This is a genomic window from Sphingobacterium sp. HSC-15S19 (assembly GCF_050433745.1).
Taxonomy (GTDB): Bacteria; Bacteroidota; Bacteroidia; order Sphingobacteriales; family Sphingobacteriaceae; genus Sphingobacterium; species Sphingobacterium siyangense.
In genome coordinates, this window is sequence record NZ_JBNPWQ010000007.1 from 44,949 (window position 1) to 57,329 (window position 12,381).

Genomic DNA, 12,381 nt, shown 5'->3' on the forward strand with positions numbered 1-12,381 from the left:
TCTAGTTGTTGATCTGTTTGAATAACCATTGCACTAAATCATTCGCTGCAGTAAAGTTTTCATATTCCTTAGGGAGCTTTCTTCCATCGGTATATTCATTATATAACCAAGGATCTCCAATGGCAAATACAGTACCTTTTCCATATTTTGCCGTAGCAATGATGGTATCCCCATGATCTTGAATCAATGCTTGGGCGGGAGCGTTTACCTGTAATGTTGAGATTTCCTTGATATATATTTGGGCCGTATTCGGAAATACGGCATTACCTTTTGGAATAGCAATTGCGCCCGTCTGAAAGTCATTTCCTTTCACCCGGTTGCGACTATCCTCATGGAATGTGATGCCAAATTTTCGTGCGAGGGTATTGAATTTGCTGATTTCGCAGTTACCGCTATCATTTAATAAAAGAACGAGTACTCCGCCCTGTTTAACCCATTGCGTAATTTGTTGGGCGTCGGTTTCATTCATAAAATGCGGATGCTCAGTTTCTTTCTCCGTGTCGGGGTCTACGATGATGTAGACGTTGGATTTTGAGAGATTCTGTACTGTAGGTGCTGTCCGTAATGTGTTTAATTGACCGCCATTTTTTTCAAATACCCTACCCAATAGGGAAAATCCGTTGTTGTCGTCACCATCCCAAAGATAGTGGTAGGGTTTAATTTCCCCCGATGCAGTCTTTTTATATTCGTTATTGAAATAATTGTCCAATGTAACCGTGCGTCTTTTTTTTCCTTTTTGTTCCTTTCCAAATTCAACTTCGGACGCCGCTAGGATAAAAGCACCGACTCCCTTGGGATCATTGGTAATAACGGGTTCACTCATGTAATATTCGAAACTACCATCGCGATATTGTTTTCCGCCTAGACCGGAAACTTGGACAGTCTTTGTGAGATTGACACGGTTTTCTCCAGCAGGGGTGATGAATTCTTTTACAAGCCCTTGGTAGCCCCGATCCAGATTTTGCTGAAATGAAGCCGGGATATAACCTTTGCGTAATGATTTTGCCAATGCAAATACAAACATACTGGAGGCCGAAGATTCCAGGTAATTTCCTTTTCTTGTACCCAGGTCCACAATGTCATACCAAACGCCGGTTTTGCCATCTTGGTACTTGACGACTGCCGATAACGTTCTGTTTAAGATTGCAATGAGTTCTTGTCTACGAGGATGCTCCGCTGGGAAATAGTCCAATACATCAACAAGCGCCATGACATACCAACCCATACCCCTAGCCCAAAAGTGTGGCGATAGGCCTGTTTTGGGGTCCGACCAGCGTTCCTTTTTTGATTCATCCCAGCCATGATACAGCAGGCCTGTTTTCGCGTCACGGGCATTTTTTTCCATGTAGCTAAACTGGTTGGCGATATCGTCAAAGGCGGTAGGAATATTCATCAGGCTAGCGTATTCCGCATAGAAAGGCTGGCCCATATATAAGCCATCTAGCCACATTTGGTAAGGATAAATTTTCTTATGCCAAAATCCACCTTCATGTGTGCGCGGATGCTTTTGAAGCTGTGCATATAATTGGTGGCAGGCCTTCAGATATTTTTCTTTACCGGTTACTTTGTAAAGTGTTAATAGGGTGGTACCATTTTTAATATTGTCAATATTAAAATCCTGCGCATGATAGTTCTTAATTGAATCCGGAATGCTGAGGTAGGCATCCATGCGCGATTGCATATAGTTAAAATAATCGGCATCTGCAGTATTGCGCCATACATCTGTCAGGCCTTCAAAAATAACCCCCATATCGTATGACCATTTTGGAAATTTGTCGGTCCTGTTGAATAATGAATCCGGATAGAGCTGTTCAAGTACAGTGTTGGCCATTTGTTCGGAAAAAGGCTTTTGTTGGCCAAACCCTGAAAATGGAACAAGTGCTGTAAGGTTTAAAAGAATTAAAAATAACTTTCTCATCAGGGGCCTAATTTTTGATTGTTAAGGATTTGTCCGTACTTCCGGCTGTAAACTGACTGACAGTCTTGGCAGTTCTTGTGTTGGATTTCGAAAGATGGATATTACTGCTTTTCTCACCCGCGACCTCGATATATAGTTCAGGAGCTTCTAATGCTTGGATATGATCTAGATTTATCGCAGTGCTATTACTTATGGCGATCAACGGATTATTTTCTGTCGTTTTTAAAGTGATATTTTTCAGATTGACCTGAGAAGCTTCAATGATTTCTATGCCTTTATTGGCCTCCAAGGTTGCATTTTCTATCCAGATCTGCTGAATATGCATTTCGGGGAGACCGCGTAAGAAAATTCCTTTTGATGCTCCTTTCGCTGCGATATTTTTGATATAAAAGTTTTTGAATTGCGGTGTTTCTTCTGTAACCGGAAGCGTGACTGTTTTTACAGCAGACCTCTTTTCTCCTGCCAATGGAACCGGATCTACAGCCGCATAATACATGTCAAATAGAATCGCTTCGCCTGGGATATCAACCATATTGATATTGTTGATGAAGATGTTTTCTACAACTCCTCCACGACCTCTTGTCGTTTTGAAGCGAAGTCCGATATCAGTCCCAATAAACGAGCAATCTTCCACCCAAATATTACGGGCACCACCACTCATCTCGCTTCCGATTACAAATCCGCCATGTGCATGATACACAACGTTATTGCGGATAATTACATTTTCGGTTGGCCTGCCACGGTCACGCCCAGCTTTATCACGTCCAGACTTAATGCATATGCCGTCATCGCCAACATCAAATGTACAGTCTTCTATGAGGACATTTTTGCAAGACTCCACATCTACACCATCGCCATTTTGGCCATACCAGGGGTTACGAACCGAGAGCTTGCGTAAGGTTAGGTCTTCACATAGTAAAGGGTGTATATTCCATGCCGGTGAGTTTTGTATCATTACTCCTTCTAACAATACTTTTTTACAGTCTGTGAATACCAAAAGATTGGGTCTTAAAAAATCCTTGACATCTTTGAAATCATCGATTGTTGTGCCGGGACGAATAACCCCAGCTTTCTTTTCTTGCGAACCTTTCAGCGAACTTGCGGAGGGGTACCAGATCTCATTGGTGGTGTCGACAGTGCCACCCGATGCAACGAGATTTTTCCATTGCGATGCGGTTAGTTTGTTCTTTTTAACCATCCTCCAGGCATCTCCATTGCCATCAATAATGCCATCGCCCGTAATTGCGATATTATATAGGTTCTTGCCCGATATCGGATTTTGATTGCGCCAGGCCGGCTCACCTTCCCAATTAGATTCAACAAGCTTATATTGATCGAAGTCCTTGGTGAAAAGCAGTACGGCATCTCGTTTGAGGTGCAGGTTTACATTGCTCTGCATTTCAATAGGTCCTGTCAACCAAATTCCAGCGGGGATTAGTACAACACCGCCACCAGTTTCGCTACATCTACGGATAGTTTGATTGATTGAAGCCGTATTAAGAAATTGACCGTCACCTTTCGCGCCATAATTGCCGATATTTAACGTGTCTTTCTTAAATTCGACCTGTTGTACGATAGGACGGGCAGGCTCTTGGGCTATACACAGCTGTGGTAGCACGAGAAGCAATGCAAGAGCGGATTTCAATGTACGTGAATAGTGCTTTTTAAACGAATTCATTTTTTACATTTTGGTTTAAAAATGGTTATTTGTAAAAGCAATTGTACATTCTTTGTCCCTAACTTGGATGAAAAACTTATGCAATCGTTACCGGTCATGACTTATCGATCAAATGTAAGCGTTGGTACCCAATCCTTGAATACACGTTGAAAATTAAGGCTATCGGCCTCTCGATCTGTTAATAGGCGACTCCATTTGACACGATTTTGTGACACTGAGCCTGCGCCTTTGTTTTTATATTCTGCGAAATAAGCTGTTTTCTCATTTGACTCTTTGCCCCAGTTGTGCCAACCTTTATCGTCAATAAATTGGGGAAGATTACAATGCATGAAAATTACTTTGGCATAAGGTCGCCAAGGGCGTCCAAGGTAGAACGTCTTTGTGTCTTTATTTCCCGTGATGTTGCAGTTGTTAAAGATATAGCCAAAATCTACCTGTTCGGGCGTAGATGCTGCGGTAATATAGCCCTTGTTTTTGCAGTGCAGTTCACAATTTTCAAACCAGGCCGTGGACCCGCCAAAGATAAAATCTACAGTACCTTCGATATAGCATTGGTAATAAAGCTGTCTTGTTCCCTTCCCGAAAGTGTATAAGGTGTCTTGAAATCCTAAGAAGCGACAATTGAGAAACAAATTACGGTCTCCGGAGATCCATGCCGCCACTGCCTGGCCCACCGGGCCGGATCCATTTTCGAAAGAAAGGTTTATGGCCGTAAAATCGTCCCCATAGCAATAAAAACTTGCTGAGCCAGAAGTACCCATTTCCTCACCAAAACGATTTTTCTTTTGCGCATAATCGTCATAACTGATAATCGTTTTAAATTTATCTTCACCGACTAATGTAACAAACTGCTTGCTCCCCGGGAGGATGATTTTTTCGCGATATGTCCCGTTTTTGATATATATTTTCGTTTCCTTTTTTCGAAAATCTGGGACAGCATGAATGGCATCTTGAATTGTCGTGAAATTTCCCGTACCATCTTTGGCCACGACAAAATCATAGCTCTTTACTTCCGTAGCAAAAAGAAAAAAAGGAATTAAAAAAAAGGAAAGTATGATCGTTCGCATTCCAAATTGTTTAATTGGTCAATGAAATTACCAATATTAAAGCCTTCCTTAAAGGAAATCCACCAAAATAAATGCGCAAACGTTATCGGTCACGTTTGCGTGAACCGATTGAAAAGACAATTCTTGCATGCTACCATGGCATGAAGCGTGCACTTGTATCTTGAAATATTGCGTGTTTTGGATATCTTTGATTGAGCTTGTATAGCCACAAAAGGATGTTCAGAACGATTAAGGGGCTAAATTGTCTATATGGAGTTCAATTGTATTGCATATAAAAAGCAATTTCTCTAAGTTTGTTCAACAAATTTCTCAACATGGACATCCAATCACTCTATCAGATTTATAAACAGTATCCGAATATCACAACGGATACACGTAAAATAGAAAAGGATAGTATTTTTTTCGCCTTAAAAGGTGCTAATTTCAATGGAAATGCTTTCGCCGAGAAAGCGCTTGAAATGGGCGCTAAATATGTTGTTATTGATGAAGAGACCTACCGAAAAGGAGATGCGTATATTCTTGTTGATGATGTTTTAAAAGCACTACAGCAACTCGCAAATTATCACAGACATCAGTTGCACATACCAATTATTGGTGTGACAGGTACAAATGGAAAAACGACTACGAAGGAATTGCTGTATGCCGTTGTTTCACAGAAATATAAAGCATACGCGACGAAAGGAAATTTGAATAATCATATTGGTGTTCCCTTAACATTATTGGCAATAGATGATTCCATTGAGCTGGCAATCATCGAAATGGGGGCAAACCATCTGGAAGAAATTGCTTTTTTGTGTGGGATTGCCGAACCGACACATGGTTTGATTTCTAACGTTGGTAAAGCACATCTAGAAGGTTTTGGATCTTTTGAAGGAGTGAAGAAAACCAAAGGTGAGCTATACGATTGGCTGCAGGACCATCAAGGTGTATTATTTTTGCAGGCCGATAACCCACACCTCAAAGAGATGGCTTCCGCTCGCCAGATCGCTAACATTGTTACTTATGGTTTTTCGGAAGATAATGACGTGATTGGAAAGCTTCTTAAAGCAAATCCCCTTTTGCAGATTGAGTGGCAAAAGAAAGGGGCGGCCGAATCTTATGTAGTTGATACGCAGTTAACAGGCTCTTATAATACCGAAAACTTTCTTGCGGCAATTGCAGTGGGTCTGCATTTTGGCATTTCTTCTGCGGCGATCAATCGAGGTATTGAAGGATACACACCTACCAACAATCGCTCGCAGATTATGAAAACGGCCCACAATACGCTGATCTGCGATTATTATAATGCCAATGCAACAAGCATGGCCGCTGCACTGGATAATATCCGGATTATTGAAGCGGATAAGAAGGCTATTGTATTGGGTGATATGTTTGAATTGGGAGCCGAATCCTTTGAAGAGCATAAAAAAATTGTTGAAAACGTAAGAACTATTCCTGCAGATCGCAAGATTTTTGTCGGCAAAGAATTTTCCGCACATCGGTATGAAGGTGGAGAGTTTTATGAAACTACTGCCGAAGCAAAACAAGCAATCAGCGAAAAACCGATAACTGATGCCACAGTTTTATTGAAAGCTTCACGCGGCATGGCTTTTGAAAATCTGGTCGATTTACTCTAGCCTTTTTAGCTTTGTGTTATGCACAACGAGGGGATAAGTTCGGGGTGCGACCATATTGCGACCATGGTGCTCCCGCATTGAATGTACTTAAAAAGGTGGACTCAACGTGGACTCACGGTGGACTTACCGTGGTCGCAGGGCGAAGATAGTAGGTGTTTACTGTGGCTTCGGTGCCGCTGAATACCAAATTACCCATCAGGCAGATTTGAGTGAAAAGGAAGTGCAAAACAAACAGTTTTGTCATGTAAGGATTAAATAATGAGTAAAATGAGGAAATTCGTTCTATAGAGAAATGATGCTCATTTGGAAAACGTACCTTTGTTCCATATAATGGATAAAAGACGTTTTTTTTTAGAAATAGCCTATTTTGGACAGGCTTATCATGGTTGGCAAATTCAGAATAATGCAATTTCCGTGCAGGAAGTGCTGAATAAAGCGCTTGAAACCCTGTTGCGGGAGCCGATTGAAACAACTGGAGCTGGCCGTACAGATACGGGTGTTCATGCCAAGCAATTGTATGCACATTTCGATGCAGCCCCCGTGGGTATTCTACAAAAAGCTGATCGTTTCATTCATTCGCTCAATGCCTTATTGCCCTTTGATGTGGCCGTGAAGCGCTTGATCGAAGTGGAGCCCGAAGCACATGCTCGCTTCGATGCAACGCAAAGATCATATGAATACCATCTTCATTTTCATAAAGATCCTTTTATCTATCCCTATTCATGTTTTATGCGCGATCGTCCGGATGTTGAAAAGATGAATGAAGCTGCACAATTTTTATTGGGTAAACAAGATTTCGAATGCTTTAGTAAGTCTCATACGCAGGTGTTTACAAATATTTGCGATATTCGTAGAGCTGAGTGGGTATGGCATACTGAGCAGCATCTGGTTTTTCACATAACTGCAGATCGTTTTTTGCGCAATATGGTGCGCGCCATTGTAGGGACATCGTTGGAAATAGGGATAAAAGGTAAGCCGGTTTCATTTATGCAAGATGTTATTCAAAGTAAAAACCGCGGAAAAGCGGGTGTTTCTGTTCCTGCACATGGTTTATATTTAACAGAAGTAGCATATCCTTATATATAGAATTTAATAGACATAGAATTTAACGTGAGTCAAGATAAAATAACTGGTAAAACCTACGATATCAATTTAGTGAAACGCATGAGTCGTTATATGCGGCCCTACCATGTGTCATTTTGGATATCGGTCGTTCTAACGATATTGTTGGCCGCCGTGGCGCCCGCTTTGCCTATGCTAATCCAGCATACATTAGATAACTATATTTTAAATTTCGATACCAATGGGTTATCCCTCATGCTGATAGCGATGTTGGCATTGGTTATCCTGCAGACCTTGATTCGTTATTACCATACCTTAATGACAAATACCCTGGGGCAGTCGGTCATTCGCGATATCCGGATTCAGGTATTTAACCACATTGTTCAACTCAGGCTCAAGTATTTTGATCGTACGGCATTGGGAAAACTGATTACACGTACCATTTCTGATCTGGAGACTCTTTCCAATATTTTCTCTGAGGGCTTGATCCAGATTATCGGTGATTTATTGCAGCTGGTCGTTATTCTGGTTGTGATGTTTTACTCCGATTGGAAGCTAACATTGATTGTTTTAATTCCCATGCCTTTGATGGTGGCAGCAACTTATGTGTTTAAAGAGGCGATGAAATCTGCTTTTATTGATGTGAGGAAATGGGTTTCCAATTTAAATACCTTTTTGCAGGAACACATTACGGGAGTCGGGATTATCCAATATTTTGCACGTGAAAAGCAGGAAATGGATAAGTTTAAAGAAATTAATGCGCAACATCGCAATGCACATATTCGAACCAATTGGTACTTCTCCATCTTTTTCCCTGTTTTGGAAATTATCATGGCTATTGCTTTGGGATTATTGGTATGGTTTGGTTCCAAACAAATTATGGGTGATGTGATCTCTCCGGGTGTAGTTGTGGCCTTCATCATGTATATCAATATGATCTTTAGGCCCATTCGGGAACTTATTGACAAGTTCAATACACTTCAAATGGGTATGGTCAGTGCTGAACGAATTTTTGAAGTCTTGGATACCGATGAAAAGACGCCTAATTTGGGGACTTTGAAACCCGCACATATCAAAGGAGAGATTGCGTTTCGCGATGTTTGGTTTGCTTATAATGAGGAAAATTGGGTTCTGAAAGATGTTAACTTCAATGTTAATCCGGGCGAGACCTTAGCTTTAGTTGGGGCTACCGGTGCCGGAAAATCTTCTACCATCAATATTCTAAGCCGGTTTTATGAAATCAATAAGGGTGAAATTCTATTGGATGGCCGTAATATCCGGGATTATGACCTTGATTATCTGAGAAATACTATTTCGACAGTATTGCAAGATGTATTTCTCTTTTCGGATAGTGTCATCAATAACATTACATTAGGTGATCCTGCGATATCTAGAGAGCAGGTGATCGAAGCGGCAAAGGAAGTCGGTGCGCATGATTTTATTATGCGACTTCCTGGGGGCTATGATTATGATGTGAAAGAGCGGGGAGCAACTTTATCTGCGGGGCAGGCACAATTGATTTCTTTTATACGGGCTTTGGTACACGATCCTCGCATTCTTATTTTGGATGAAGCGACTTCTTCTGTTGATACCGAAACGGAAGAAATGATCCAACATGCAATTGATAACCTCATGAAAGGAAGAACATCGATTGTTATTGCCCACCGCTTGTCCACCATTCAGAAGGCGGACAAGATTATTGTGTTGGATAAAGGCGAAATCAAGGAAATCGGAACGCATCAGGAATTACTATCTTTCGATGGTTATTATAAAAAACTATACGACTTACAGTTTCATTCCGCAGGGATTTAATTAAGCGATAATACTCTCTTTGGGGATAGTTTCTTCGTCTTCGATACGTGTATTTGCTTTAATTTCTGAACCTCGACCGACTAGAACGTTTGCTCCGATTGAGACATTTGGGCCGATGTTGACAAAATCTTCAATAATGGTGTTGCTTTCGATAACGGCGGAACCGGCAATAACGCAGTGGTTGCCTATTTGTACATCTGGAGCGATCGAAGCGCCTGGGAGAATAATGGTGCCTTCACCAATTTCGGCTCTTTTTGATACGTAGGCTTTAGGATGGATGAGGGTCTGGAAGTTCCAGTTTGCGTTTTCTGACACAATCCTTTGGCGAAGACCAGGATTCTTGACTGCGACAAAGAAATTTTCTTCCGTGCCTTTTGATTCATGATGAAGTTGAACCTCATAATCAAATACATCTTCAATTAGTAGCGATTTGTCGATAAGACCACCAATTTCAATCGCTAAATCTTCTGCTACATCTACCGCAGTTTTAGCATGAGCGGTTGCTCCATATATGTATAACATGGTATTTTTTTCGCAAAGATAAAGCTTTCTAAAAAGAAGCCCTTTGATATGATGTAAAAAAATACAACAAAATGTCAGGTTTGATTGTTTTGGTGTTTATAGAGCTGTAGGGTTGGTTGTTTTTTCGGTCGCAATTATATTGCATATGAAAATCAATTTATCTAAGTTTGTTGATATACAAAAATTAAACTATGATTCAACGTATCCAAACTGTTTATTTGCTGATAGCAGGATTAGTCATATTTGGCTTGTTTCTATTTCCCTATGTTAATTATAGCGATTTAGTGGGTTTAGGAAAGAATGTGAAGGTGACTGGTGTGTATAGTGTTGCTGCTGGCCAGTCTGTACATGAGGGGGGATTTGGTTATATTCTCCAGACCGTGGTGACCGTGTTATTGGGAGGACTTCCGCTATTTACGATATTTAAATTTAAAAAGCGTAAAGTTCAACTTTTGCTTATATGGGTGGAGATTGTGGCAATTATCTTATTTGCAATCTGGTTATACTCGTCTGCAAGTACTCATCTTGCCACCGTGAGCCAGTTTTTAGGTGCCGGGAATATCGGGGTAGGTTTCTTTTTGTTGCCAATTTCGATTATTTTCTGTGCGTTAGCGATGGGTGGAGTACGTAAAGATGAAAAGTTGATCCGATCTGCCGATCGATTGCGAGCATAATTTTAAGACAATAAAATAATACGAGTTAAAGCCACGAAGATCGTGGCTTTTTTAAATATAATATGATATGAATGTTTTTTTTAGATATGTTGTTGTCTTGATCCTCTTTCTTGGAGGTGGGCTTGTAAAGGCTCAGTCGGCAGATTCATTGCTGGTTGTTGACGATATTCAATTCGATGTGCGGGAATTTCACTTCGATGAGGGTAAGAATGAACTGGTGATCAATTTGTTTGCGATATCTTATAGTACCGATCCACGAGAATATAAAATGAACACCTTTTCCACGCAAGTGTTGGATCAGAAGAAACAACCCCATTTCTTTTCAACGATTCAGATGGGAAATGTTTTGGTTAAATTTGAAGATAAGCAGAATTATCTGCACTATTTGCTAGAAGAAGATAAGCCTGTGGATATACAGGTCATTGTTAAGGATTGGAAGAAAACGGATAAGCCGGATCTGATTAAACTGGTGTTTGAGAGTAGCACGGAAGAGGGGGAGTTTTTGGAAGTTCCTATTCCATTAAAGAAATAGATTTTGGCTCTTGAGCAAAAAAGCTTCAAAGTTATACTTTGAAGCTTTTTTGATTATTCAATATTATCGATTGTATCTGATCTGCTGTTTGTCCATCATACCCATTTGGTCTTTCATCATTTTGATCTGATCGGCCAATAATTTGTTTTTATCTGCTTTTTTCGCTTCTTGAAGTAGTTTTTCGGCTTCACGCTTGTTGCGTTTTGCCATTGCTACACCTGCCAGGCTTAATTTTGCTAAAGCGATATTATGATCCATATGTAAGCCCAACGCCAATGCCTTCTTAAAATATTTTTCGGATTGCATAGGTGCGCGTTGTGATTCGATCAGTCCGATCAGCATATTGTAGTAACCGTGCTGTTGTGGGATCAATTGCTTTTCGTAGTTGGTGATTTTACGTAGCCATTTTTCAGCTGCGGCCATATTTTGTTTACGCATATACCATTGCGCAATCAGCATATATTCGTGGAAAAATACAGTAACAAAGCCTAAGATCGTGATCAGGATACCTAAGATTCCCCATCCCCAATTTCCAGTCCAGAATAAGGCAACTGTTCCGATCAGCAATGCACTGCAAATAATGATTCTAACGAGATTTGACATAAATCTTTGTTTAAAATATTTGTATTCAATTTAATTCTGCAAATATCCGTTAATTTCATCGTTTAAGCAACTCGTTCAGGTGGTTATTTTGTAAAAATGTGTTTTTCCCCCTGAAGAGGATATGGATAAACAAGATGTGATCGTTTTTTTTGCTGTAGTTCCTTGAAAAGAGCTTATGAGGATAAATTTGCCTTTATATGCAACTTTATCTATGTTTGGGGTATGGAAAAGCAATACGATGATTCTTGGGCTCCTGTGCTAAAGCCTTTGTTTGGTCAACCCTATATGAAACAACTGTCTACTTTTGTGCAAGAAGAGCGTCAGAAAACGAAAGTGTTTCCACCGGCAGATCTGGTGATGAATGCTTTTAAGCTGACGCCATTGGACCAGGTAAAAGTAGTTATCTTAGGGCAGGATCCTTATCATAATGATGGGCAGGCACATGGCTTGTCTTTCTCTGTGCCAGAAGGGATTGCTTTGCCGCCATCCTTAAAAAATATCTTTAAGGAATTGCAAGACGATATACCCGGTTTTGTTGAGCCCCGTGCTGGCGATTTGACCTATTGGGCCAAACAGGGTGTACTGTTGTTAAATGCGACATTGACAGTGCAGGCGCATCTGGCAGGTTCCCATCAAAAGAAAGGTTGGGAGATTTTTACAGATAGTATTATTTATGCCATTTCGGAGCGTTGTGAACATGTCGTATTTCTGTTGTGGGGAAGTTATGCCCAAAAGAAAAGTGTGCTCATCGATGCGAAGAAGCATCTTGTGCTAACGGCGGTTCATCCATCACCGTTGTCTGTCTATCGTGGTTTTTTTGGTAGTAAGCATTTTTCACGTGCAAACCAGTATTTGATGGAACATGATAAAACCCCAATTGATTGGCGCCTGGTTTAA

The 12,381-nt window shown here is 40.7% G+C and carries 11 protein-coding genes; 6 read left to right on the forward strand and 5 right to left on the reverse strand.

The window, feature by feature from the left end; translation table 11 throughout:
* Position 1: 1 nt before the first annotated feature.
* The 3 genes from L1283_RS07180 to L1283_RS07190 form a co-directional block, all read right to left on the reverse strand.
* On the reverse strand, positions 2 to 1,918 hold the full coding sequence (locus L1283_RS07180) for a glycoside hydrolase family 88 protein (RefSeq protein ID WP_286849723.1): 1,917 nt from the start codon (positions 1,916 to 1,918) through the stop codon (positions 2 to 4).
* A 7-nt stretch (positions 1,919 to 1,925) separates the two neighbouring features.
* The gene (locus L1283_RS07185; RefSeq protein ID WP_286849724.1) at positions 1,926 to 3,596 is read right to left on the reverse strand and encodes a glycoside hydrolase family 28 protein; all 1,671 of its coding nucleotides are present in this window, start codon (positions 3,594 to 3,596) and stop codon (positions 1,926 to 1,928) included.
* A 101-nt stretch (positions 3,597 to 3,697) separates the two neighbouring features.
* Positions 3,698 to 4,663 carry a pectinesterase family protein gene (locus L1283_RS07190; protein ID WP_286849725.1) on the reverse strand — a complete coding sequence of 322 codons (966 nt, stop codon included), beginning with the start codon at positions 4,661 to 4,663 and terminating at the stop codon, positions 3,698 to 3,700.
* 314 nt (positions 4,664 to 4,977) lie between these two features.
* On the opposite strand from L1283_RS07190, the gene L1283_RS07195 reads away from it, so the two are divergent.
* The 3 genes from L1283_RS07195 to L1283_RS07205 all read left to right on the forward strand — a co-directional run bounded on the left by L1283_RS07195 (position 4,978) and on the right by L1283_RS07205 (position 9,153).
* On the forward strand, positions 4,978 to 6,279 hold the full coding sequence (locus L1283_RS07195; RefSeq protein WP_286849726.1) for a UDP-N-acetylmuramoyl-tripeptide--D-alanyl-D-alanine ligase: 1,302 nt from the start codon (positions 4,978 to 4,980) through the stop codon (positions 6,277 to 6,279).
* Positions 6,280 to 6,609: 330 nt separating this feature from the next.
* Complete coding sequence (truA, locus tag L1283_RS07200) at positions 6,610 to 7,365, forward strand: tRNA pseudouridine(38-40) synthase TruA (RefSeq protein ID WP_201669754.1); 756 nt, start codon at positions 6,610 to 6,612, stop codon at positions 7,363 to 7,365.
* Between the two features lie 24 nt (positions 7,366 to 7,389).
* The gene (locus L1283_RS07205) at positions 7,390 to 9,153 is read left to right on the forward strand and encodes an ABC transporter ATP-binding protein (protein WP_075990267.1); all 1,764 of its coding nucleotides are present in this window, start codon (positions 7,390 to 7,392) and stop codon (positions 9,151 to 9,153) included.
* Here L1283_RS07205 and L1283_RS07210 read toward each other — a convergent pair whose 3' ends face one another.
* Complete coding sequence (locus L1283_RS07210; RefSeq protein WP_075990266.1) at positions 9,154 to 9,675, reverse strand: hypothetical protein; 522 nt, start codon at positions 9,673 to 9,675, stop codon at positions 9,154 to 9,156. It abuts the gene before it with no gap.
* Positions 9,676 to 9,866: 191 nt separating this feature from the next.
* Here L1283_RS07210 and L1283_RS07215 point away from each other — a divergent pair, with 191 nt between their 5' ends.
* Positions 9,867 to 10,349: a DUF4293 domain-containing protein gene (locus tag L1283_RS07215; RefSeq protein ID WP_075990265.1), complete on the forward strand. Its 483-nt coding sequence runs from the start codon at positions 9,867 to 9,869 to the stop codon at positions 10,347 to 10,349.
* A gap of 67 nt (positions 10,350 to 10,416) precedes the next feature.
* Positions 10,417 to 10,881, forward strand: a complete 465-nt coding sequence (locus tag L1283_RS07220; protein WP_429625986.1) for a hypothetical protein — start codon at positions 10,417 to 10,419, stop codon at positions 10,879 to 10,881.
* A 63-nt stretch (positions 10,882 to 10,944) separates the two neighbouring features.
* On the opposite strand, the gene L1283_RS07225 is transcribed toward L1283_RS07220, so the two are convergent.
* Positions 10,945 to 11,484: a hypothetical protein gene (locus L1283_RS07225; RefSeq protein ID WP_075990263.1), complete on the reverse strand. Its 540-nt coding sequence runs from the start codon at positions 11,482 to 11,484 to the stop codon at positions 10,945 to 10,947.
* A 222-nt stretch (positions 11,485 to 11,706) separates the two neighbouring features.
* Between L1283_RS07225 and ung the strand changes: the two genes are divergently transcribed.
* Positions 11,707 to 12,381, forward strand: coding sequence for a uracil-DNA glycosylase (ung, locus tag L1283_RS07230; protein ID WP_286734263.1), 675 nt, complete (start codon positions 11,707 to 11,709; stop codon positions 12,379 to 12,381).